The sequence below is a fragment of the Mesorhizobium sp. Arg314 genome, assembly GCF_053714275.1.
Genome location: NZ_JBSKBP010000008.1, coordinates 28,466 through 50,667, shown reverse-complemented (window position 1 = coordinate 50,667; position 22,202 = coordinate 28,466). Strand labels below are relative to the sequence as shown.

At 64.2% G+C, this 22,202-nt stretch carries 20 protein-coding genes and 1 tRNA gene; 12 read left to right on the top strand and 9 right to left on the bottom strand.

All coding sequences use genetic code 11. From position 1 onward, the window contains the following. Window positions 1-321: 321 nt before the first annotated feature. A complete protein-coding gene (locus ACWGS9_RS10760; protein WP_454505231.1) occupies window positions 322-2,160 on the bottom strand; it encodes a M3 family oligoendopeptidase in 1,839 nt (612 codons plus the stop codon). 158 nt (window positions 2,161-2,318) lie between these two features. On the opposite strand from ACWGS9_RS10760, the gene ACWGS9_RS10755 reads away from it, so the two are divergent. The 3 genes from ACWGS9_RS10755 (at window position 2,319) to ACWGS9_RS10745 (ending at window position 6,365) form a co-directional block, all read left to right on the top strand. Continuing rightward, entirely contained in the window at window positions 2,319-3,866 is a 1,548-nt protein-coding gene (locus tag ACWGS9_RS10755) for a sigma-54-dependent transcriptional regulator (RefSeq protein WP_454505230.1), read from the top strand. A 379-nt stretch (window positions 3,867-4,245) separates the two neighbouring features. Then, on the top strand, window positions 4,246-6,099 hold the full coding sequence (locus tag ACWGS9_RS10750) for a DUF882 domain-containing protein (protein WP_454505388.1): 1,854 nt from the start codon (window positions 4,246-4,248) through the stop codon (window positions 6,097-6,099). A gap of 192 nt (window positions 6,100-6,291) precedes the next feature. Further along, a tRNA-Gln gene (locus tag ACWGS9_RS10745) sits at window positions 6,292-6,365 on the top strand. Between the two features lie 104 nt (window positions 6,366-6,469). Here the strand turns inward: ACWGS9_RS10745 and ACWGS9_RS10740 are convergent. Next, entirely contained in the window at window positions 6,470-7,108 is a 639-nt protein-coding gene (locus ACWGS9_RS10740; protein WP_454505229.1) for a 2-dehydro-3-deoxy-phosphogluconate aldolase, read from the bottom strand. 256 nt (window positions 7,109-7,364) lie between these two features. Between ACWGS9_RS10740 and trhO the strand changes: the two genes are divergently transcribed. After that, entirely contained in the window at window positions 7,365-8,294 is a 930-nt protein-coding gene (trhO, locus tag ACWGS9_RS10735; RefSeq protein WP_454505387.1) for an oxygen-dependent tRNA uridine(34) hydroxylase TrhO, read from the top strand. Between the two features lie 98 nt (window positions 8,295-8,392). On the opposite strand, the gene ACWGS9_RS10730 is transcribed toward trhO, so the two are convergent. Continuing rightward, on the bottom strand, window positions 8,393-8,755 hold the full coding sequence (locus tag ACWGS9_RS10730) for a YybH family protein (protein ID WP_454505228.1): 363 nt from the start codon (window positions 8,753-8,755) through the stop codon (window positions 8,393-8,395). 201 nt (window positions 8,756-8,956) lie between these two features. Between ACWGS9_RS10730 and ACWGS9_RS10725 the strand changes: the two genes are divergently transcribed. Further along, complete coding sequence (locus tag ACWGS9_RS10725; RefSeq protein WP_454505227.1) at window positions 8,957-9,688, top strand: tellurite resistance TerB family protein; 732 nt, start codon at window positions 8,957-8,959, stop codon at window positions 9,686-9,688. 227 nt (window positions 9,689-9,915) lie between these two features. Beyond that, complete coding sequence (locus ACWGS9_RS10720) at window positions 9,916-10,677, top strand: SDR family oxidoreductase (protein WP_454505226.1); 762 nt, start codon at window positions 9,916-9,918, stop codon at window positions 10,675-10,677. A gap of 4 nt (window positions 10,678-10,681) precedes the next feature. Here the strand turns inward: ACWGS9_RS10720 and ACWGS9_RS10715 are convergent, their stop codons facing one another. Beyond that, window positions 10,682-11,866 (bottom strand): pyridoxal phosphate-dependent aminotransferase, encoded by a 1,185-nt coding sequence (locus ACWGS9_RS10715; RefSeq protein WP_454505225.1) that lies wholly within the window; start codon window positions 11,864-11,866, stop codon window positions 10,682-10,684. A gap of 83 nt (window positions 11,867-11,949) precedes the next feature. Between ACWGS9_RS10715 and ACWGS9_RS10710 the strand changes: the two genes are divergently transcribed. From ACWGS9_RS10710 to denD, 4 genes are read left to right on the top strand one after another with little or no spacing between them, the layout of a single operon-like run. Then, complete coding sequence (locus ACWGS9_RS10710) at window positions 11,950-12,636, top strand: GNAT family N-acetyltransferase (protein WP_454505224.1); 687 nt, start codon at window positions 11,950-11,952, stop codon at window positions 12,634-12,636. Window positions 12,637-12,650: 14 nt separating this feature from the next. Further along, on the top strand, window positions 12,651-13,637 hold the full coding sequence (locus tag ACWGS9_RS10705) for a cation diffusion facilitator family transporter (RefSeq protein ID WP_454505223.1): 987 nt from the start codon (window positions 12,651-12,653) through the stop codon (window positions 13,635-13,637). A gap of 51 nt (window positions 13,638-13,688) precedes the next feature. Further along, a complete protein-coding gene (locus ACWGS9_RS10700; protein ID WP_454505222.1) occupies window positions 13,689-13,895 on the top strand; it encodes a hypothetical protein in 207 nt (68 codons plus the stop codon). 2 nt (window positions 13,896-13,897) lie between these two features. Continuing rightward, window positions 13,898-14,881 (top strand): D-erythronate dehydrogenase, encoded by a 984-nt coding sequence (gene denD / locus ACWGS9_RS10695; RefSeq protein WP_454505221.1) that lies wholly within the window; start codon window positions 13,898-13,900, stop codon window positions 14,879-14,881. Between the two features lie 36 nt (window positions 14,882-14,917). Here denD and ACWGS9_RS10690 read toward each other — a convergent pair whose 3' ends face one another. The 4 genes from ACWGS9_RS10690 to ACWGS9_RS10675 form a co-directional block, all read right to left on the bottom strand. After that, window positions 14,918-16,129, bottom strand: coding sequence for a nickel/cobalt transporter (locus tag ACWGS9_RS10690; protein ID WP_454505220.1), 1,212 nt, complete (start codon window positions 16,127-16,129; stop codon window positions 14,918-14,920). 103 nt (window positions 16,130-16,232) lie between these two features. Continuing rightward, window positions 16,233-16,901: a DUF1007 family protein gene (locus ACWGS9_RS10685; protein ID WP_454505219.1), complete on the bottom strand. Its 669-nt coding sequence runs from the start codon at window positions 16,899-16,901 to the stop codon at window positions 16,233-16,235. 124 nt (window positions 16,902-17,025) lie between these two features. Next, complete coding sequence (locus ACWGS9_RS10680) at window positions 17,026-17,925, bottom strand: LysR family transcriptional regulator (RefSeq protein ID WP_454505218.1); 900 nt, start codon at window positions 17,923-17,925, stop codon at window positions 17,026-17,028. A gap of 2 nt (window positions 17,926-17,927) precedes the next feature. Continuing rightward, a complete protein-coding gene (locus tag ACWGS9_RS10675) occupies window positions 17,928-19,124 on the bottom strand; it encodes an amidase (RefSeq protein ID WP_454505217.1) in 1,197 nt (398 codons plus the stop codon). Between the two features lie 541 nt (window positions 19,125-19,665). Here ACWGS9_RS10675 and odc2 point away from each other — a divergent pair. Continuing rightward, the gene (gene odc2 / locus ACWGS9_RS10670; protein ID WP_454505216.1) at window positions 19,666-20,799 is read left to right on the top strand and encodes an ornithine/lysine decarboxylase; all 1,134 of its coding nucleotides are present in this window, start codon (window positions 19,666-19,668) and stop codon (window positions 20,797-20,799) included. Between the two features lie 193 nt (window positions 20,800-20,992). Then, complete coding sequence (locus ACWGS9_RS10665) at window positions 20,993-21,661, top strand: GNAT family N-acetyltransferase (RefSeq protein WP_454505215.1); 669 nt, start codon at window positions 20,993-20,995, stop codon at window positions 21,659-21,661. Between the two features lie 78 nt (window positions 21,662-21,739). On the opposite strand, the gene ACWGS9_RS10660 is transcribed toward ACWGS9_RS10665, so the two are convergent. Beyond that, on the bottom strand, window positions 21,740-22,024 hold the full coding sequence (locus tag ACWGS9_RS10660) for an SCP2 sterol-binding domain-containing protein (protein ID WP_454505214.1): 285 nt from the start codon (window positions 22,022-22,024) through the stop codon (window positions 21,740-21,742). Between the last annotated feature and the right edge of the window lie 178 nt (window positions 22,025-22,202).

The following is a 22,202-nucleotide window of genomic DNA, read 5'->3' as shown; positions in this document are numbered from 1 at the left end:
GAAAGGCGAGCTCACGCCAAGGATCGTCAAAGGTTCCGTGGTCGGCGGAACCGCCGGCTTCCTATCGAGCCATCGGCGTTCGGCCTTGTCCGGGCCGACGGCCATCATCGCATTCGCCGTAGCGCCGCGGCCGGCCATCTCGGGCCTGCGCGATGCGTCCGGCTGAGCTTGAGGCCGGACGCTATCATATGGCTTGTCGAAAGCCAGTTGAAAAATGCTGCGGAGAGTTATTCAAGAACAGCTATTTAAGGCAAGAATAGTTCCCTGCTAATATGCATCCCGGCTAAACTATTGCAGCCGATGATCGCTCCGTAGTTGCTGTCATTTGTCGAGCGCCTCCAACTCGTCGATCAACGAACCGATCACGCCAAGGCCGATCTGCCAGAAAGCGGGATCGGTGGCGTCGAGGCCGAAGGGCGCCAGGAGTTCGGAGTGATGTTTCGTGCCCCCGGCGCGCAGCATTTCGAAATACTTCTCCTGAAACCCGCGCTCGGCATTCTGGTAGACGGCGTAGAGCGAGTTCACCAGGCAATCGCCGAAGGCATAGGCATAGACGTAGAACGGCGAGTGGATGAAATGCGGGATATAGGTCCAGAAGACCTCGTAACCCTCGCGCAGCTTGATCGCCGGCCCCAGGCTCTCGGCCTGCACCTCGAGCCAGAATTCGCCGAGCCTGTCCGAGGTCAACTCGCCATTCTTGCGCTCGGCATGCACCTTGCGCTCGAACTCGTAGAAGGCGATCTGGCGCACGACCGTGTTGATCATGTCCTCGACCTTCTGGGCGAGCATGGCCTTGCGCTCGCGATTGTCGCTGGTCTGCTCGAGCAGCGAGCGGAAGGTCAGCATCTCGCCAAAGACGGAGGCCGTTTCGGCCAGCGTCAGGGGTGTCGAGGCCATCAACGCGCCCTGGCCGGCGGCCAGCACCTGGTGCACGCCATGGCCGAGCTCATGCGCCAGCGTCATCACATCGCGCGGCTTGCCCATATAGTTGAGCAGCACGTAAGGATGCGCCGACGGCACCGTCGGATGGGCGAAGGCGCCGGGCGACTTGCCCGGCCGCACCGGCGCGTCGATCCATCTGCGATCGAAAAAGCCGCGCGCGATTTCGGCCATGTCCGGTGAGAAGCGCCGGTACGCGGAGAGCACCGTGTCCCTGGCCTCGTCCCAGCGGATCACCGCCTGCGGCGTCTCCGGCAGCGGCGCGTTGCGATCCCAGTGGTTCATTACCTCCATGCCAAGCCAGCGCGCTTTCATCGCGTAATAGCGATGCGAAAGCCGCGGATAGGCCTCGCGCACGGCCGCCGCGAGCGCGTCGACCACATCGCGCTCGACACGGTTGGCGAGATGGCGCGAGTCGGCAATGTCCTGGAAGCCGCGCCAGCGGTCGGAGATTTCCTTGTCCTTGGCGAGCGTGTTGGTGATAAGTGTAAAGGTGCGCAGGTTCTTGCGGAAGGTCGCGGCGAGCGCCTCGGAGGCGCGGCGGCGCACCTCGCTATCGGCGTCCTGCAGGCGGTTGAGCGCCGGCTCCAGCGTCAGCTCCTCCCCATCGACGTCGAAGCGCAGATCGGTCATCGTCTCGTCGAACAGACGGTTCCAGGCGCCGCGCCCGGTGACCGACTTTTCGTGGAACAACTGCTCGACGCGGTCCTCGAGCTGGTAGGGTTTGTCCTTCCTGAGGTCGAGCACCCAGGGCCGGTAGTGGCCGAAGGCCTTGTCGGCGGCAAGCGCGCTCTCGATCGCCGCATCATCGATCAGGTTGAGCTCGAGCGCGAAGAACAGGAGATGCGCGCTGGCATCCGTCATCTTTTCCTGGACGTCGCCATAGAGCTTGGCGCGCTGCGGATCGGCGGTGTTGCCTGCATAGACGAGGCCGGCATAGGAGACGATGCGGCCGATCAGTTCCTCAAGCGCCTCATAGGCTTTAAGCGCCTCGCCGAGCCGGCCGGCGCCGCCGCGTCCGGCTTCCGCGGCAAGGGTGCCTTTCCAGCGGGTTTCGAAGGCGATGGCATCGCTCGCCGCCTTGGCGATGTCGCGCTTCAGCTCAGGCGCTTCCATGCCGGAATAGAGATCGGCGAGATTCCACTCCGGCAGATCGCCAAGCTCCGCCGCGCCCTGTCCGGACGCTGGCGCCGCAAGCCGCCGACCAAACACCATGCGCATCAACAATACCTTCTTTGAACCAAGGGGGCAGAATCCAAGGGAAAGGAGAAGCCGGTCAAATCCTAAGGAATTCGTTCACCGGGTTTTTTGAAACCTTATTTAGAACCCTGTGCCAAGATGATCCATGGGGATTTCCAAGGCGGGCAGCCAGCACAGTCATGACAGGTTCCATTCTCATAGTCGATGACGATCCGGTCCAGCGCAGGCTGGTTGAAGCCGCGTTGACCAGGTTCGGCCACACCGCGATCGTCACGGATAGCGGCGACGCCGGGCTCGACGTGCTCGACGGGCCGAACGCGCGCGAGGTCTCCGTCGTCATTCTCGACCTTGTCATGCCCGGCCTCGACGGCATCGGCGTGCTGAAGGCGATGCGCGAGCGCGCCATCAACATCCCCGTCATCGTGCAGACGGCTCAGGGCGGCATCGAGACGGTCGTCTCGGCGATGCGGCACGGCGCCTTCGACTTCGTCGTCAAGCCGGCATCACCCGACAGGTTGCAGACCGCGATCTCCAACGCGCTCAAGGTCGAGGCCGTCGAGGACGAGATGAAGCGCGCATCGCGGCGACGCGGCGGCGGCCATCTCACCTTCAAGGACATGATCACGCGCAGCCCGGCCATGGATCGGGTGATACGTCTCGGGCAGAAAGCGGCGGCCTCCAACATCCCGATCCTGATCGAGGGCGAATCCGGCGTCGGCAAGGAACTGGTGGCGCGCGCCATCCAGGGCAGCGGCGATCGCCGCTCAAAGCCGTTCGTCACCGTCAACTGCGGCGCCATCCCGGACAATCTGGTCGAATCGATCCTGTTCGGCCATGAGAAGGGCTCGTTCACCGGCGCCACCGACAAGCACACCGGCAAATTCGTCGAGGCGAATTCCGGCACGCTGTTCCTCGACGAGATCGGCGATCTGCCGCTCGAGGTCCAGGTCAAGCTGCTGCGCGCCGTGCAGGAAGGCGAGGTCGATCCGGTCGGCGGCCGCTCCACCGTCAAGGTCGATATCCGGCTGATCTCGGCCACGCACCGGAACCTGTTGCAGCAGGTCAAGGACGGCAAGTTCCGCGAGGACCTGTTCTACCGGCTGAACGTCTACCCGATCTTCGTGCCGCCGTTGCGCGACCGCCGCGACGACATTCCCTACCTGGTCCGGCATTTCATGGAAAAGGTCGCTCCGACCGATCCGCGCCGGCGCCTTGCCGGCATATCGGCGTCAGCGCTTGCCATGCTGCAGGCTTATGACTGGCCCGGCAACATCCGCCAGTTGGAGAATGCGGTCTTCAGGGCGTCGGTGCTTGCCGAGGGCGATGTGCTGACTGAGGAAGAGTTCCCGCAGATACGGGCGCAGGTGGAAGGAACAGTCCATCTCGAAGCGGAACCGGCATCCGCAACGGCCGAAACAACCGCGGAAACGTCTGCGCAGGCGGACGAGACGATCGCCGACACAACTGGGTTCGCCTGGTCCGACAGCGAGGCGCCAGCCAGGCTGCAGCCGCGTTTAGGCACGCTTCGGGCGCTCGACGAGCGCGGCAATGTGCGGGCGCTGGCCGACGTGGAGCTCGAGATGATCAAGCTCGCGATCGACCATTACAACGGCCAGATGAGCGAGGTTGCCCGCCGGTTGGGCATCGGCCGTTCGACGCTCTACCGCAAGTTGAAGGAATATGGCATTGATCCTGAAGCTGGCCGCGTCGACCGGCTTGCCTCGTGACTGGCAAGCCTCGAACCAGCTTGCCCGCCTAAAATCCGAGTCAAATTGTCGCTTTTGACGTGAAAACCCCAGGTTTTAAGCGGTTGGCGTTGCCGAGGATCACGCATTAACGCTAACGGTAACAGATCGTGTTCTGGCCGGGGCCGGATTCTTGATCTAAACCAGCGGTTTACCACGAAATGCTGTGCATCATTTTTGACGGGATATCGCCACGGTGTTACCGCATTTCGGCTTCAATAAACGATGATTAACCATTAGGATCGATATTCGGATGTGAAAACCACGCATCCGTTTGGTCAAATCCGGGGACAAACGGCAGCCTGCAAGGCCATTTGATTTGAACAAAGTCGAACGACACAAAAACGGGCGGCATTTTCACATAAGCGTCTGGCCGAGGTGGCTGACGTTCGTGATTTTGGCCGTCGGGTTTCTGTCCGCGGCGACGTCAGGCGCCAGGGCCGAGGTTCGTACGCTCAAGCTCTATCACCTGCATACGCATGAGAAGGCCGAGATCGTCTACAAGCGCAATGGCCGCTACGATCCGGAAGGCCTGCGCAAGATCAACATCATCCTGCGCGACTGGCGCCGCAACGAACCGACCAAGATCGACCCGCGGCTGCTCGACCTCGTCTGGGAAGCCTATCGCGAAAGCGGCGCGACCGACTACATCCAGGTCGTCTGCGGCTATCGTTCCCCGTCGACCAACGCGCTGTTGCGTTCGCGCAGCCGTGGTGTCGCCGAGAAAAGCCAGCACATGCTCGGCAAGGCGATGGATTTCTACATCCCAGGCGTGCCGCTGAAGAAGCTGCGCAACATCGGCCTCAAGATGCAGGGCGGCGGCGTCGGCTACTACCCGACCTCCGGCTCGCCCTTCGTCCATATGGATGTCGGCAATGTGCGCCACTGGCCGGGCATCAGCCGCCAGGAACTGGTCAGCCTGTTCCCCAACGGCAAGACGCTGCATGTGCCGAGCGACGGACGTCCGCTGCCCGGCTATGAGCAGGCGATAGCCGCCTACAAGTCACGTGCCGGCTCCGGCACCCCGAACATCGAACTGGCCAGCGCCGGTGGCTCGACCAAGCGGTCCGGCGGCCTGCTTGCGGCCTTGTTCGGCGGTGGCGCCGACGAGGCCGATGACGACGCCGATACCGGCGCCGGTGGCGCTGCGCCTCAGGCGAAGGCTGTGAAGCAGGTCCAGGTCGCTACGGCCCGCAGCAGCAGCCAGCCGGGCATCGCGATCGTTGCGCCGCGGGACGCCAAGCGCGCCAACATCCCGCAGATCGCGGATGACAGCGCCGACGATTCGCAGCCGCAGCAGGATACGCCGGAGACGATCATCGCCGCGCTGCCGCCAAAGGAGATCCCGCTCCCCGACTTCGCGCCGCGCCCGAAAGCCGATGTCGGCCAGCAGACGCCGCAGAACGTGCCGTTCGCCGTGGCGGATGCCTCGGCGACGACGGAGCAGGCAATTTCGACGGCACAGGCTCCCGCGCCTGACAAGGTTCCGTTCGGCACGGCCAGCGCGGCAGATGCCGCGAGCGCCGATCCGGCACAGGTGGCGGTCAACAACATTCCGCTGCCGACCCGGCGTCCCGACCGCTCGACGCCGGCGGAGCTGGCGCCGAAGGACAAGAACGTGCTTCTGGCGCTGGCCGAAACCGCTTCGCAGGACAAGAGCGCGACCGACGCGTTCTCCGTGCTGCCGACCGCCCGGCCGCAACCCGGCAAGCAGGATGAGGTCAAAGCCGTTCTCGAACAGGCCAATGCGACCGTCGAGGCCGGCGGCGCCGGCGCCGAATACCAGCTTGCGTCGCTGACGGAACCGGAGCCGCGCTCGGCGTTCAACGATCCGTCAGGCGTCGATGCGGCCTCGCCGCGCCAGGCCATCGCCGCCCTCCCGGCAGGGACCGATCCCGCGCAGGTGATCGGCGCCGGTGTGAAGACAACGGCCAAGGAGGCCAGGGCGTCTGCCCACGATCTGAAGTCGGGACCGAAGGCGATGGTGGTGGCGGCACCGCCGCAGGCCGCGCGCTGGGCGCTGGGCGCTGGCGTGAACATTGCCTCGGTTTCCGACCCGACGACGGCACCGCGCTATGCCTACAACATCGTGCATACACCGCCGAGCGAGGTCTATACGGCCGGCTTCCAGGCGGACGGCGAGGTGCCCGATCCCAGCCGTTTCACCGGCAATGCGGTGAAATTCCTCTCGGTCGCTCGCTTCCAAACGAAATAGCCGAAGCTGCCCGGCCGCCGCAAAGCCGCGTTGGCCATCAGCGCGGCTTTGTTTTTATCGGGCGATCGGTATCTTAAAGCGCGTCGTGCTGAAACGGATTCAAGCGATGCGCTTTAAGTTTTTGTTTTATGCATGTCGTTATCCCAGAACCGCTGCACACTCTGGGCGACATGCATTAGCCCACCCGCACATTCCCGCTTCGTCTAATGGTAGGACAGCGCCCTTTGAAGGCGTGAATCGTGGTTCGAATCCATGAGCGGGAACCAGTCGGCGACCGTGGCGTCGTGCCTGCGCCGGCATTCGAGCCGGTGGACCAACCGGCGGCTATTTCGACGAGAACAGTCCGCTTCCCTGGCGAGCTTAGCTAAAATTATTTGGCGAGCCTGCTCGCCTCTCGCGCCAGCGCTTCGATCTCGTCCCACTTGCCGGCCTTGATGAGATCGTCGGGCGCCACCCAGGAGCCGCCGACGCAGACGACGTTGGGCAGGCTCAGATAGTCGGCGGCGTTCCTGGCCGTTATGCCGCCGGTCGGGCAGAACTTCACGTCGGCGAGCGGCGAGGCGAAAGCCTTCAGCGACGCGATGCCGCCGGACTGCTCGGCCGGGAAGAATTTCAGGAAGCGCAGGCCGGCCTCACGCGCGGCCATGATCTCGCCGGGCGTGATGGCGCCGGGCAGCAGCGGCACCGGGTTGTCCTTGGCCGCATCGAGGAGCTGGCTGGTGATGCCGGGGCTGACGATGAATTTCGAGCCGGCGCCGGCTGCTTCGTCGAATTGCTTGGCATCGAGAATGGTGCCGGCGCCGACGACCGCATCCTCGACCTCGCCTGCAACGCGGCGGATCGCTTCCAGCGCATCGGCCGTGCGCAGCGTGATCTCGATGGCCCTCAAGCCGCCGCGCGACAAAGCGCGGGCGAGCGGCACGGCATCCGCAACATTGGCGATTTTGAGCACCGGGATAACCGGCTGACCGTTGAGAAGCGACAGGAGCCTTTCGGTCTTGCTGGTCATGTGCTGGTCTCCATTTCGATCGATTTCAACCGATTAGCAGAAGGGGTATGCCAAGTCCACGAAGGCCGGCGTGTCGTGATGCCGCGCAGCGGATCGCCGCCTGCCTCGAATTTCCTCTGCCTTGAAACCGCTTTCACCACGGTCTAGAGCGGTTCACCGCTTCGCGGAAACGGCAAACCGCTCTATCTTTTAGTTTGCGCAATTCCGGACGGAAAACCGTTTCACACTTTTCCTGGAATTGCTCTATGTCATGGCCATGACAACCACCACAAAAACTCAGCCCGTTCGCGTCGCCGCGCTCTACAAGTTTGCCCGGCTCGACGGATATGAGACCCTGCGCGCGCCGCTCGCGGCCTTCTGTTGCGGGCGCGGCATCAAGGGCACGCTGCTTCTGGCGCATGAAGGCATCAACGGCACCGTTGCCGGCAGCCAGGAAGCGATCGCAGGGCTGATGGATCATCTCCAGGCCATCGAAGGCCTTGCCGGGCTGGAAGTCAAATACAGCGGCGCCGCCGAGATGCCATTCCACCGCATGAAGGTGCGGTTGAAGCGCGAGATCGTCACCATGGGCGTCGAAGATATCGATCCGGCAACCAGCGCCGGCACCTATGTCGCGCCGGCCGACTGGAATAGGCTGATCTCGGATGTCGATACCGTCGTCATCGACACGCGCAACGCCTATGAAGTCTCGCTCGGCACCTTCATGGGAGCGGTCGATCCCAAGACCACCAGCTTCCGCGAATTCCCGGCCTGGGTCGAGCGGCACCGAGGGGAGATCGAAGGCCGCAAGGTGGCGATGTTCTGCACCGGCGGCATTCGCTGCGAGAAGGCGACGGCCTATGTGAAGTCGCTCGGCCTCAAAAACGTCTTCCATCTCAAGGGCGGCATCCTTAAATATCTGGAGGACGTTCCGGCCGCGGAGAGCCTCTGGAAAGGCGAATGTTTTGTGTTCGACGAGCGGGTGTCCGTCTCGCATGGTCTCGCAGAGGGTGAAGCCGAACTCTGCCGCGCCTGCCGGCATCCGCTGACGGCCGAGGATCGGCTGTCGCCGAAATTCACCGCCGGCGTCGCATGTCCGCATTGTTTTGAAACGCGGTCCGATGCGGATCGAGAGCGCTATGCCGAGCGCCATCGCCAGGTGGAACTGGCGCAGGCGCGTGGCGGCAAGCGCCATATCGGCACCTAGAGCGCGTCGCGTCGAAACGGTCTCAGGCGACGCACATAAATCTTTGTTTTGATGCATGCCGTCTTCCCAAAACCGCTGCGCATTTTGGGCGACATGCATCAGAACCCCACCGAATAGCGGTCGATCGCCCAGAGCCATGTTCCGTCGCTCTGACGACGGGCGACCTCGCTGGTTATGCTGCCGTCGGGAAGCTTCGTCGACGTCAGCGCCAGATCGCCGTTGACGAGGGCGGGGCGCTGCTCGCCGCGCTGGAACTTTCGTCCGGCGGCGATGCCTTGCTCGAAGAGCGCGCGGATGGCGTGCCGCCCGCGAACCGGTTCGTCGGCGCCGCCGTCGACGACGGCGTCGAGCTCGAACAGCGCCAGCATTCCCTCGATGTCGCCGGCCCACTGCCGATCGATCAGCAAACGCTCGAGATCCTGCGGATCGCGCGCCGGCTGGCGGCTTTCTGCATTCGTCATCCAATCGCTCCTTTCTGAAACGGCCGCGATCCTACTCGAAGCATTCCACCGTTTCGACACATGAGGGGAGCTTGGCCAGACAACGACACCGTGCGGGGCGAAATGTCGGCTGTCATTGTAATGTCAGAGCGCGGAGCCTACCTCTTGCCGGTCCGAAACCCTGCCCGGGCGCGTTCGGCCGGGCCAATTCTGGAGGCATTGATGCTCGACCCCAAGAAGCTGCTCGACGACCTTCTCGGCTCGCAAATCCCTGGGACCGGCTCGACTGTCCGCGACAAGGCGGGACAGGCTGTGCAGATGGCGAAGGACAATCCGCTCGCAGCCGGCGCGCTGGCCGCCGTGCTGCTCGGCACCGGCACCGGCCGGCAGGTGACGGGCGCGGCCGTCAAGCTCGGCGGTCTGGCCGCGATCGGCGGTCTCGCCTACAAGGCCTATCAGAACTACAAGGCAGGCAAGGAACCGGCGCAGCCGCCGCCTGCCAGCGGGCCGGAACTGCTGCCGCCGCCGGTGGACACCGCCTTCCATCCCTCGCAGGCGCCGCAGGGCGAGGCCGAGTTCACGCTGACGCTGGTCAGGGCAATGATCTCGGCGGCGAAGGCCGACGGCCATGTCGATGACGATGAGCGCAAGAAGATCGCCGACAAGCTCAAGCTCGCCGGCATCGGCGCAGAAGCCGAGAAATTCCTGATGGCAGAGCTTGAGAGCCCGCTCGATCTCGATACGCTGGTTGCCGGCGCCAAGACCGATGCGCAGAAGCTGGAGCTCTATACCGCCTCGCGGCTCACCATCGATCCCGACACGCGCGCCGAACGCGGCTATCTCGACCTGCTTGCCGGCCGGCTCGGCCTGCCGGACGCTCTGGTCGATCATGTCGAGGCGACAGTGTCGGCGGCGAAGGTGCCGGGCGGCAACTCGCCGAGCTCGCCGTGGTAAGCAAGAGGGTTAGCGCGCGCTATCGCCGTTAACTTTTCGTTAACCCAGCAAGCGCATGATTCTAACCAGTCGGACCGGCTTATCCTCCTCCCAAGCGCGGTTCAGATAGGGGCGGTCGCCAATGGCCGCCCTTTTTGTTGGCTCTTTCTTTGTCGCCAACAGCTGCTTGCCATGATCCCTGGCATTTGCGATGCCACGTCTTTCCATCCACGACCGGGAGGACAGCGATGACAGCCATAGCACAGAAGACCGCCATCGTTACCGGTGCCGGCACCGGCATCGGCAAGAGCGTCGCCACTGCGCTGCTCAAGGCAGGGTGGAACACGGTGTTCTGCGGCCGCCGCAAGAACGTGCTGGAAGAAGCGATCGCCGAGGCGGGGAAGACGCAAGCCAAGGCATTGGCCGTCGCTTGCGACATCAGCAAGGCCGCAGAAGTCGATGACATGTTCGAGACGGTGCTCGAGGCATTCGGCCGTGTCGACCTGCTCTTCAACAATGCCGGCATGGGTTACAAGTCGACGCTGATCGACGAGATCCCGGTCGAGGTCTGGAACGACGTCGTCGGCGTCAACCTCACCGGCTCGTTCCTGTGCGCCCGCGCCGCCTTCGGCGCCATGCGCCGGCAAAAGCCGATGGGCGGCCGCATCATCAACAACGGCTCGGTGTCGGCCTATGCGCCGCGCCCCGGCTCCGCACCCTATACGGCGACCAAGCACGCGATCACCGGGCTCACCAAGACGCTGGCGCTCGACGGCCGGCCCTTCGACATCGCCTGCGGCCAGATCGACATCGGCAACGCGCTGACCGAGATGGCGCAGCCCATGACGGTGGGCGTGCCGCAGGCCAATGGCTCGATCGCGGCCGAAGCGGTGATGGATGTGCAGCGCGTCGCCGACGCCGTGCTTCACATGGCGAGCCTGCCGCTCGACGCCAACGTGCTGTTCATGACCGTGATGGCGACGAAGATGCCGTTTGTCGGGCGCGGCTGAAGCGCTACTTTTTCAAAAACGCTTCGATCCGTTCCAGCGCGCGTAAAATGTTCTCCTCGGAATTGGCGTAGGAAAGCCGGATATAGCCTTCGCCGAGCACACCGAAATCGGGGCCGCCGATGAGAGCGACGCCGGCATCCTCGAGCAGCGCCGAGGCCAGCTTCTTCGCCTTCCAGCCAGTCTTCGACACGTTGGGGAAGGCATAGAAGGCGCCCTTCGGCGTGATGCAGGAGATGCCGGGGAGTGCGTTCAGCCCCTCGACCACGATCTTGCGGCGGTTGTCGAAGGCACGCATCATCTTCTCGACGTCGTCCTGTGGGCCGTCGATCGCCGCAATGCCGGCAAATTGGCTCGGCGCGTTGACGCAGGACCAGCAGTTCACCGCCAGCTTGCGCACCTTGTCGTAGAGATGGGCGCCCTTTTCGCCGTTCGGCCAGATCGACCAGCCCATGCGCCAGCCGGTCATCGCCCAGGTCTTCGACCAGCCGTTGAGCACGATCAGCCGGTCGCGGATCTCGGGGAAATTGAGCAGCGAGCAGTGGGTCTCGCCGTCATAGGTCATGACGTCGTAGATCTCGTCGGACATGATGGCGACCTGGGGGTGCTTCTCCAGCCCCTTGACGAGCTTCTCGATCTCGGCCCGCGGGGTGACGCCGCCGGTCGGATTGGCGGGCGAGTTGAGGATCAGGAGCCTTGTCTTCGGCGTGACCAGCGCCAGCGTCTCGTCGGCCGAGAAGGCAAAGCCGTTCTCCTCGCGGATCGGCACGGGGATCGGAGCGGCGCCGGTGAACTCGATCATCGAGCGATAGATCGGAAAGCCGGGATCGGGATAAAGGATCTCCGCGCCCGGCTCGCCGAACATCAGGATCGCGGCGAACATGGTCGGCTTGCCACCCGGCAGGATCATTACATTCTCGGGCGACACCTCGACGCCGGTGGTGGTCAGCGTGCGGCGCACGACCGCCTCGCGGGTGGCGAGCAGGCCGTTGGCCGGCGTGTAGCCGTGGTGGCCGTCGCGCAGCGCCTTGATCGCCGCCTCGACGATGTGCTGCGGGGTCTTGAAGTCGGGCTGGCCGATGCCGAGGTTGATGATATCGCGACCCTGATGGGCAAGAGCGGTGGCCCGTGCCAGCACCGCGAAGGCGTTTTCCTCGCCGAGCCGGTCGAAGGCCGCGATCGTGTGGAGCATTTTTCCCGTTCCTGTGGTTCTTTCTGTGAGCGAGCGTTTTTGTGACCGTCCGCTGATAAAAGTCAAACTGATTGGAGTGGCCGGTGTCGGAAGATATGAAGAATTGGCAGCCGCGCCCGCGGCCGGAACGCAAGGCGATCGAGGGACGTACCGTCAGGCTCGAGCCGCTGAGCGCCGCAAAGCATGGCGACGGCCTCTACCAGGCCTCGTCGGTTTCGGATGTCGGCGGACGTTTCGCCTGGCTGCCCGACTATCCGCCCGAGACCCGCGCCGCCTTCCAGCCGTGGCTCGACAAGGCCGAAGCGAGCGAGGATCCGCTGTTCTTCACCGTCATCGACAAGGCCACCGGCAAGATTGCCGGGCGCCAGACGCTGATGCGCATCGATGCCAGCAACGGCGTCGGCGAAATCGGCAACATCTATTGGGGTCCGCTGATTTCGCGCAAGCCGGCAGCGACCGAGGCGCAGTTCCTGTTCGCGAAATATCTCTTCGACGATCTCGGCTACCGCCGCTACGAGTGGAAATGCAACAACCGCAACGAGCCCTCGAAGCGCGCCGCAGAGCGCTTCGGCTTCAGATTCGAAGGCATTTTCCGCCAGCATCTCGTGGTAAAGGGCGAAAACCGCGATACGGCATGGTATTCGATCATCGACAAGGAATGGCCGGCATTGCGCAAAGCCTATGAGGCTTGGCTCGATCCTGCGAATTTCGATGGCGAAGGCGGCCAGAAGCGGCGGCTTGAGGACTTCCGCGCCGACTTTGGCGCGTAACAGGAGTTTGCGCGATGGCGCATGATCACGCGGAGCATGGTCATAGCCACAGCCATGGTGTGGGCCATGTGCATGGCTCGACCGACATGAAGCGGGTGCTGATCGCGGCCTGCCTGACAGCCGGCTTCATGGTCGCCGAGGCGCTGGGCGGCTGGCTGACCGGATCGCTGGCGCTGGTCGCCGATGCCGGGCATATGCTTGCCGACGCGATCGCGCTCGGACTTGCCTGGTACGCCTTCCATCTGGCGGGGCGTCCCGCCACCGGCCGTCTCACCTACGGCTTCGCCCGGATGAAGACGCTGGTCGCCTACACCAACGGCATCGCCATCTTCGTCATCGCGCTCTGGATCGTCTACGAAGCCTGGGGGCGGCTGATGGCACCCGCGCCCGTGCTCGGCGGGCCAATGCTGGTGGTGGCGGTGGCCGGTCTGCTGGTCAACATCGCTTCCTTCTTCGTGCTGCACGGCGGCGACCGCGAGAGCCTCAATATGCGCGGCGCGATATTGCATGTACTGGGCGACCTGCTGGGCTCCGCCGCTGCCATCGCCGCTGCCATCATCATCCTGGCGACAGGGTGGACGCCGATCGATCCGATCCTGTCGGTGCTGGTATCGCTGCTCATCCTGACGACGGCATGGTCGCTGATGCGCGAGGCCGCGCATGTCCTGCTCGAAGGCGTGCCGGCAAGCCTCGACCGCGACCTGATCGCCAAGGACCTGGAAGGCGCGGTCAAGGGCGTGCGCGAGGTGCATCATATGCATGTCTGGTCGCTCGATGGCACCTCCAACATGGCGACGCTGCACGCTTGCCTGACTGACGGCGTCGATCCGCATGCGGCGGTGAGCGCCATCAAGAAACGGCTTGCGGTCAAGCATGGCATCGAGCATGCCACAGTCGAGCCCGAATTCGGCCAATGCGCGGACAGCCGTGACGAGCACGACCACCATCATGATCATGACCACACGCATGATGCGCCGCGCGATCGCCGGCACTATCACTGATCGCGCCGCGACGATGAAGCCGAACGGCCTCGAAACGAGAGATGCCTGCTGATGGATCGTGACACTCGCAACGCGGCGATCGCCGCGGCCGTGATACTGCTGCTGTTCGGTCTCGCCGCCTATTTCCTGCCGACCATCATGCTGGCCGCGGGCAAGGTATCGACGGTCCTCGCCGCCATCATCGCCGTGATCTTCATGGTTGGGCTGTTCGTCGTCCTGTGGCTGCGCGGACGCAGCCAGCGCAAGAGGGGTCTCTGAAGATGAGAATTCTGATCACGGGTGCCGCCGGCATGGTCGGTCGCAAGCTCGTTGCTCGGCTGGCCAAGGATAGCATGCTGCGTGGGCGTAGGATAACGGCGCTCGATCTGCATGACATCGTGGCGCCGCCGGCGCCGGCGCTCGCGGGCGTCGATGTCTCGATTCACACCGGCGACCTTTCGACACCCGGCGCCATGGCCTCACTCGTAGCCTCCCGCCCGGATGTGATCTTCCATCTCGCCGGCATCGTGTCGGGCGAAGCGGAAGCCAATTTCGATCTCGGCTACCGCGTCAATCTCGACGGCACGCGCGCGCTGTTCGATGCAGTGCGGCTGGCGGCGTTTGCGCCGCGCCTTGTCTTCACCTCGTCGATAGCCGTGTTCGGCGCGCCGTTTCCGGACATCATCCCGGACGAATTCCATCCGACGCCGCTTACCTCATACGGCACGCAGAAGCAGATGAGCGAAGCGCTGCTTGCCGATTATACGCGGCGGGGCTTCTTCGACGGCATCGGCATCCGGCTGCCGACGATCTGTGTCCGTCCCGGCAAACCCAACAAGGCGGCGTCAAGCTTCTTCTCCGGCATCATCCGTGAGCCGCTGAGCGGGCAGGAGGCGATCCTGCCGGTGCCGCGCTCGGTGCTGCACACCCATGCCAGCCCGCGCTCGGCGGTCAATTTCCTGGTCCACGCGGCAGAGATCGACGGTCGAGCGGTCGGCCCACGCCGCAACCTCACAATGCCTGGCGTCGCCGTCACTGTCGGCGAGCAGATCGAGGCGCTGGAGCGCATCGCCGGCGCCGAGGTTGCGAAGCGGATACGCGAGCAGCCCGACGAGACGATCTGGGCGATCGTCAAAGGCTGGCCGACGCGGTTCGAGGCCAGGCGGGCGAGGGAACTCGGCTTTGCCGCCGAGAGCAGCTTCGACGAGATCATCCAGGCTCATATCGATGATGAGCTGGGCGGAAGGTATATTGATGTTCAGTGACCTGAATCTCAACACACCTTCGGGCACTACTTATGGTCAGACCCCGCCCGACAGGCTGGCGGACAGAAGCAGCAGGCCGACGAGGAAGATGAAGGCCGCGCCGCCGATCTCGATGATCGAGTGGATGCGGTTGCCGATGCGCCCGTCGCCAGCGAAATAGACCGCCCAGTTCTTGGCCGTCACGGCGATCGTCGCCAATGCCGAGACGGTGATCGCGGTGCCGATCGACATTGCCAGCACCGACAGCAGCCCGCCTACCCACAGTCCGTTGAGCAACGCGAAGCTCAGCACGATCAGCGCGCCGGAGCAGGGGCGGATGCCGACGGCGGCCACCGCCGACCAGGCCGTGCGCCAGTCGAAGCGGTCGCCCGAAAGCAGTGCCGGGTCCGGCGCATGCGAATGGCCGCAGGTCTCGCAGACTTCGCCCTGGCCGTGGTCGTGGTGACCGTGATCATGCGCTGCGTGATGGTGGTGGTCATGCGCGCCATGATCGTGACCGTGCGCGTGCGAATGGTCATCATGATCGTCATGCACGTGTAGGGCATGGGAATGCGCGGCGTGCGCATGCGCGTGGGAATGGCCTGCATGAGAATGGGCGTGAGCGTGCGCATGTCCGGCATGAGAATGTCCGCCATGCGAATGGCCGGCATGGGCGGCCGACAGGCTGTAGGCGGGGGTTCTGCCAAACAGGCGCAGGATCGACGGACCGAGCTTGCGCCACAAAAGCAAGGCGCCGAACAGCGTCACCAGCACGTAGCTCGAGATTTCCAGGAACCATGCCGCGTCGGTCATCGAGATCGCGGTGCCGCGCAGCACGAAATAGGCAAGCATCATGACGACGATCGCCGTCAGGCCCTGCAGCAGCGCCGAGACGAAGGAGAGCATGATGCCGCGCCTGAGCGCCACTTCGTTGGCGACCATGTAGGAGGAGATCACCGCCTTGCCGTGGCCGGGGCCGGCGGCGTGGAAGATGCCATAGGCGAAGGAGAGGCCAATCAAAAGCCAGAGCTTGCCGCCGTCCTGGCGCATCGCCTTCATGGCGGCGGCCAGCGAATGGTAGAATTCCTGCTGGCGCAGATTGATCCACATCAGGATGTGGGCGAACGGACCCGTGGTGGTCGGCGCCATGCCGTCATTGGTGCCGATGCCGAGCGAGCTTTGCGCGTGCGCGCCGACAGGCAAATGAGTGATCACCAGGGTTGTGGCCAACAGGCCGAGCGCCAGGCGGATATTCGTGGGATGCCCCACGAATATCCGCCTAGATTCCCTTGTTTGTCGCAGGTTCCGGTCGCAAAACCGTGGGACACTTTTGCGGAACCTGCTTGCGCGCAACGACAGTTTCATCACCAAATTATCCTTCCGGCGAGCAGTTCAACTCGAGCTTGGTGGCGAAGATCTTGCTCATGTTGGTGCCTGTCGGATCGTTGAAGAACGCGTCCGTCAGGGTCTTCTGGTTTTCCTTGATCGCCTCGTCCGGATCGGGACGGATGACCTTCTTGGTGCAGGTCGAGGGCAGGCCTTCGACGGTGAGGTTGGCGTCGTCGGTGAAGTCGATCGCCGTATAGAAGGTCGGATCGTAGACGCCGATGTCGATCTTGCCGGTCAGCTTGATCGGCGTCTTCGGCTGCGACTCGAACAGGATGATCAGCTGGTCGTTGTCGAAGTTCGCCATCAGATGCGGCGGCGGGACCATGGCCACGTCCTTGCCGTCCTGGGTGACGAGCTGGAAGTAGTTGAACTCGGCCAGCGAGGCATGGACGGTGTCGGCCACCTCCTTGAGCTCTTTGTCGTCAAGTTTCAGATCGGAGTTCTTATCGAACTCCATCATCACTGTACTCGAAAACAGGTCATCGAAGCGCCAGAGGTGGCGCAGCGCCGTCACACTTTGGTGATCCTGGCCGAGGATGACGTCGAGGCGGGCTTCGGCGAAGACATGCGGGTGCACCTCGGCCGGCTCGACGGCGGCAAACGTGGCCGCAAGGGCCGATGCCAGCATGGCTGCTTGCCGTTTCAGATGCATTCCGGGCCGCGATTCCATTGACTTCGGGAGTGAGCCCGAGGGTTAACACAAAGCTGGCGAAATTGGGACGCGCGCCTCAGGTAAGTTTTGATGCATGCCCCTGCATATGCCCGGGCGACCTGCATCAGACGGTGTCGCGCGTCTTGAACCAGTGCACCAGGAAATCGACGAAGACGCGCACCTTGGCCGGCAAATAGCGGCGGTGCGGGTAGACGGCGAAGATGCCGGTGCCCGCCAGGATACGATCGTCGAGCGCGCTGACCAGCTTGCCGGACGCGACGTCGGGGGCGGCGATGAAATCCGGCAGCATGGCAAAGCCCAGGCCGGACACCGCGGCGGCTCTTGCCACGATCGGGCTGTTGACCTCGATCGGGCCCGAGACTGCGACGCTCATGGACTCTTCGCCTTCACCCTTGAAGCGCCAGTTGGCCAGCGAGCGGCCGTTGGTGTCGACGATGCAGGGCATGTTGGCCAGATCCTGCGGACGTGTCGGCGCGCCATGCTTGGCTATCAGATCCGGCGACGCGCAAAGCCTGACCGAGAACGGCGCCAGCCGCCTGGCGATCATTGAGGAGCTCTCCAGCCGCGAGATGCGCACGGCAAGGTCGAAACCTTCCTCGACCAGATCGACGAACCGGTCGTCGAGATGAATGTCGAGCACGATGTCTGGATGCTGCCTGGCGAAGTCGACCAGCGACTGACCGATCGGCGCGTCGGCGAAGGTGCGGGCGGCCGACAGCTTGATCCTGCCGCGGACGTCGCCGGAAGACTGGCGCACGGTCTCGGCGAGGCTGTCGACCTCGCGCACGATTTCCGAGGCGCGCTGATAATAGGTGTGGCCGGCTTCGGTCAGCGAGAACTGGCGCGTGGTGCGGTTCAGAAGCAGCGCGCCGAGCTCGTCCTCCAGCTCGCGCACATATTTCGACAGCAGCGCCTTGGAGCGGCCGATCTTGCGCGCCGCGGCCGAAAAGCCTTCCGCCTCGACCACGTCGATGAAGGCACGCATGCGGGTCAATGTGTCCATGGTCAGACCTTTCGTGCCGCGTCGAGAATCCTGCGGCCGAGCCGTATCAGGGCAACGTCGCTGCCGGAAGGGCCAAGCAGCGAAAGGCCGAAGGGCGCGCCGTCGACGGAGCCGATCGGCAAGGTGATCTGCGGAAAACCTGAAAGACCGGAGAGGCACAGCAGGTGCAGCGCCCTTTCGCGGTAGGCCTGGAACTGTTCCGGTGTGCTCGAAGCGAGCGGTGCCGCGCCGGGGACGGTGGGCAGAACGAGGAAGCCGTTGTTGCCGAGCAGCGCCCCGAACTCGGTCCGGAACGCCAAGCGGCGCGCGGCTTCGGTGGCGGCGGTCTTGGCATCGATGGTGCGGCCGAAGCCGAAGCGTTCCTCAACGCCGGGGCCGAGGCGGCCGCCGGCCGAGATCCAGGCGCCATGCTCGCGCCAGGCCTCGAAGGCCTGCAGGCGGCGAAAGCACCAGTAAAGCTCGTCGGGGAACGAGGCGAAGGCGTATTCGGTCTCCGCCGGCGGGCCAATAACGGTGGCGGCCAACGCCTTCATGCGCGCATATTCCGCGGCTTCCGCCGGACCGGTGACGAAGGCATCCAGCCAGCGGATCGACAGCGGGCGGTTGAGAGGGTGCTGGTGCGGATCGCGGCCGAGCAAAAGCTTGCCGACCGCCTCATAGGTCTCGATGTCGTCGGCGAACCAGCCGAAGGTGTCGAAGCTCGATGCCAGCTTCATCGCGCCATCCAACGGGATGCGGCCATGGGTGGTGCGCAGTCCGATCAGTCCGCAGAAGCTCGCCGGCGCGCGGATCGAGCCGCCGGTGTCGGAGCCGGTGGCGATGTTCGCCAACCCGCCGGCGACCGCGGCCGCCGAGCCGGATGACGAGCCTCCCGTGACGCGCTCGGGTGCAGCCGGATTGACCGGATACGGGAAATGCGCGTTCTGACCGAAGAGCGAGAAGGCCAACTCGTCGGTCTGGGTCTTGCCGACGAATCGCGCGCCGGCATCGAGGATCGTCTGCACCGCTTCCGCCGTGCGCGAGGCGGCATGCGCCTCCTCGAACCTTTGCGGGTTGCCGCAGCCGGTGCGATAGCCGGCGACGTCATAGATGTCCTTGACGGCCAGGCGCAGGCCGGCGAGCGGGCCAAATTCCGCATTCGTCACAGGCATTTGGCGCAGATCGAGGAAGGCGTTCAGAGGCCCTTGAGTTCCTGGCATCGTTCGATTTCCGTATACAGTCCGACACACATTGTTCGATGCCAGAAATTTTACAACCTGAGCTTACGATTTTTATTGATTGTGAAACCCTTCGCTCCTATATCGCGCTTGCCCAAAGTCGCACGTGCCTGTGGGTGTCCGCCGATCCTCGAATGGTGAGGGCAATCGGTAAGGTAACTGGAGCCAACCCCTCCAGTCGGTCTAGCGGCCAACCGCCAGCCCGAGGACACCTTGAAGCAACGACGGTGCGGGCCTTTCTGGTTCTCTTCCGGTTGTCCAAAGACCGGGGTTACTAAAGAGGCACACCTTCATTGCCGGCAGTGCGGACGGGGTCTCCCATCCAAGCCAAGGCAGACAAAGCGAACCGAGGCCGGGCAAGGCCAAGGTTCACCGCCGCGAGACGGCGTTTCATGGTTCCGGGGTCTCCACCGGCTGGTTCCATGGATTTTCCGTCCCGCCTTTGTCCACCGCGTGTTCGCGAGGCCGACAGCCCGCGTCCTGCAGCCTTATTGCGCGCCGCAAGGCGTGATGGAGAAACCCGATGGCTACCCAGCGCATCCTCGACTTCCTCGCCACCCGACGTCCGACCGGCCCCTGCCTCGTCGTCGACCTCGATGTCGTGCGCGACAATTTCCGCGCCTTCGAGAAGGCGTTGCCCGATTCCAAGATCTATTATGCGGTGAAAGCAAACCCGGCGCCGGAAATCCTGCGCCTGCTTGCTGCGATGGGCTCGTCCTTCGACACCGCATCGGTTGCCGAAGTCGAGATGGCGATGGACGCCGGTGCGCCGGCGGACCGCATCTCCTTCGGCAACACCATCAAGAAGGAGCGTGATATCGCACGCGCCTTTCAGCTCGGCATCCGCCTGTTCGCGGTCGACTGCGTCGAGGAGGTCGAGAAGATCGCCCGCGTCGCTCCCGGCGCGCGCGTCTTCTGCCGCGTGCTGACCGACGGCGAAGGCGCCGAATGGCCGCTGTCGCGCAAGTTCGGCTGCGTGCCGGCGATGGCCGTCGACGTGCTGCGCCATGCCAAGGGCCTCGGTCTCGACGCCTATGGCGTGTCGTTCCATGTCGGCTCGCAGCAGACGGATCTCACCGCCTGGGACCGCGCGCTGGGCGACGCCAAGAAGGTGTTCGCGACGCTCGCCGACGAAGGCATCGTCCTGAAGATGGTCAATATGGGCGGCGGTTTCCCGACCCGTTACCTGAAGGACGTGCCGGTGGCTCAGGCCTATGGCCAGGCGATCTTCTCGGCGCTGCGCAAGCATTTCGGCAACGCGCTGCCCGAGACGATCATCGAGCCGGGCCGCGGCATGGTCGGCAATGCCGGCGTCATCAAGTCGGAAGTCGTGCTGATCTCGAAGAAGGCCGACAACGACAATGTGCGCTGGGTGTTCCTCGACATCGGCAAGTTCGGTGGTCTCGCCGAGACGATGGACGAGGCGATCCGCTATCCGCTGGTCACCCGGCATGACGGCTCCGAGACCGCGCCCTGCGTGCTCGCCGGCCCGACCTGCGATTCGGCCGACGTGATGTATGAGAAGACGCCTTATCCGCTGCCTTTGTCGCTGACCATCGGCGACGAGGTGCTGATCGAAGGCACCGGCGCCTACACGACCACCTATTCGGCGGTCGCGTTCAACGGCTTCGAGCCTCTCCGATCCTACGTGATCTGAGCAGTTCGCAAGAAACCGCTCAGATCACCCGGGTGGGTGCTGTCATCCGCCCGGGCTCGCTTGTGGAACAGATCTCCGCTCGTGAAGGATCGCGGATATGGAATACCTGATCAAATCGGCCATTGCGGCCACCGAAATTGCCCCCTCGTCCGGACCGTCGGATGGGCTTTTCTCCGCGGAGGAGAATGGCTCCATGGCAGCGCTTCTTGGCGCATTTTCTTACGGCGAACCGGTTTCCACTTCGCCTGAAAATGCGTTCGCGCCCTCCCTTGCCCTTTGCGCACAGGCTGGCTCGCGCGGCACGCCGGACGAGGGGGCCGCCCAGGCGCCGGCCTTCGTCATCATTGCCGAAGGCGCCGGCGACGTCACGGCGCGCGAAGCGCTCCTCGACCGCGCCATGGGACCGAACCGCAAGAAGAAGTCGTCCGAGAAGCTGCGGCGCGGCCGCCGGCCTTCGGAAGGCCTGGCCTTTGTCGCTCGCGACGCGTCGGGCGTGGTCGTCGGCACGGTGCGGCTTTGGGACGTAAGGTTGGGCGAGGGCGGTCCGGCACTCCTGCTCGGCCCGCTTGCGGTCGAGCCAGGACTGAAGAGCGGCGGTATCGGCTCGGCGCTGATGCGGCACGCGCTTGCCGAGGCCGCGCGGCTCGGCCACGGCGCGATCCTGCTCGTCGGCGACGCGCCCTATTACGGGCGGTTCGGCTTTTCGGCCGACCGCACCGGAACGCTTGCCATGCCTGGCCCCTATGAGCGGCACCGGCTCCTGGCGCTGGAACTGAAGGACGGCGCGCTGAACGGCGGCAAGGGCACCATCAAGCCCGCCGGCCGCAAGCTTAAGGGGCAGGCACTGGAGTTCGTCGCCTAAATCGAACGAAGAAATGCCGATGCGGCGCCACGCCGAGAAGACGGGCGCCGCGTCGGGCCAATTCCGAACTGCCGTCGATCAGGCGAGCAACTGGCCGAGCGCCATGGCGACCGTCATGTCGCCTTCGACCTTGAGCTTGCCGGCCATGAAGGCCATGGTCGGGTTGAGGTCGCCGGCGATCAGCGAATCCAGATCGTCGAGCGAGAGCTTGATCGTGCAGTCGGTCGGGGCATCGGTGGTCGAGATGGTCGCGCCGTCGATGACGATGACGCCGTCGGCGCCGGTATCGAACTTGACCGAATGCTCGAAGCCCGCGCTTGCCACGCGCGACTTGATCCTGTCGGCAATCTCCTGAACGCCCATGGCGGTTCTCCTCGTTGGTTGCGTTGACGCGCACCGGCTTGTCGAGCCGCTGGGCGAGGTAGGCGCGCCGCGTGTGCGCGCGGTCGCCTGTCACCGGGGCATATAGCTTCGAGTTGACGTTAACGTCAACGCGGTCCCATGCGTCATCTCGCGTCACGGGCAAGAGCAGTTCAGCATT

Excerpts from the sequence above, each read along its gene's own strand:
- ACWGS9_RS10755 (WP_454505230.1), top strand. The coding sequence starts at position 2,319 with ATGACAGGTTCCATTCTCATAGTCGATGACGATCCGGTCCAGCGCAGG.
- ACWGS9_RS10740 (WP_454505229.1), bottom strand. The coding sequence starts at position 7,108 with ATGACCAGCAAGACCGAAAGGCTCCTGTCGCTTCTCAACGGTCAGCCG.
- ACWGS9_RS10660 (WP_454505214.1), bottom strand. The coding sequence starts at position 22,024 with ATGGGCGTTCAGGAGATTGCCGACAGGATCAAGTCGCGCGTGGCAAGC.
- ACWGS9_RS10725 (WP_454505227.1), top strand. The coding sequence starts at position 8,957 with ATGCTCGACCCCAAGAAGCTGCTCGACGACCTTCTCGGCTCGCAAATC.
- ACWGS9_RS10760 (WP_454505231.1), bottom strand. The coding sequence starts at position 2,160 with ATGCGCATGGTGTTTGGTCGGCGGCTTGCGGCGCCAGCGTCCGGACAG.
- trhO (WP_454505387.1), top strand. The coding sequence starts at position 7,365 with ATGACAACCACCACAAAAACTCAGCCCGTTCGCGTCGCCGCGCTCTAC.
- ACWGS9_RS10675 (WP_454505217.1), bottom strand. The coding sequence starts at position 19,124 with ATGCCAGGAACTCAAGGGCCTCTGAACGCCTTCCTCGATCTGCGCCAA.
- ACWGS9_RS10705 (WP_454505223.1), top strand. The coding sequence starts at position 12,651 with ATGGCGCATGATCACGCGGAGCATGGTCATAGCCACAGCCATGGTGTG.
- ACWGS9_RS10700 (WP_454505222.1), top strand. The coding sequence starts at position 13,689 with ATGGATCGTGACACTCGCAACGCGGCGATCGCCGCGGCCGTGATACTG.
- ACWGS9_RS10665 (WP_454505215.1), top strand. The coding sequence starts at position 20,993 with ATGGCAGCGCTTCTTGGCGCATTTTCTTACGGCGAACCGGTTTCCACT.
- ACWGS9_RS10685 (WP_454505219.1), bottom strand. The coding sequence starts at position 16,901 with ATGCATCTGAAACGGCAAGCAGCCATGCTGGCATCGGCCCTTGCGGCC.
- ACWGS9_RS10720 (WP_454505226.1), top strand. The coding sequence starts at position 9,916 with ATGACAGCCATAGCACAGAAGACCGCCATCGTTACCGGTGCCGGCACC.
- odc2 (WP_454505216.1), top strand. The coding sequence starts at position 19,666 with ATGGCTACCCAGCGCATCCTCGACTTCCTCGCCACCCGACGTCCGACC.
- ACWGS9_RS10730 (WP_454505228.1), bottom strand. The coding sequence starts at position 8,755 with ATGACGAATGCAGAAAGCCGCCAGCCGGCGCGCGATCCGCAGGATCTC.
- ACWGS9_RS10680 (WP_454505218.1), bottom strand. The coding sequence starts at position 17,925 with ATGGACACATTGACCCGCATGCGTGCCTTCATCGACGTGGTCGAGGCG.
- ACWGS9_RS10715 (WP_454505225.1), bottom strand. The coding sequence starts at position 11,866 with ATGCTCCACACGATCGCGGCCTTCGACCGGCTCGGCGAGGAAAACGCC.
- denD (WP_454505221.1), top strand. The coding sequence starts at position 13,898 with ATGAGAATTCTGATCACGGGTGCCGCCGGCATGGTCGGTCGCAAGCTC.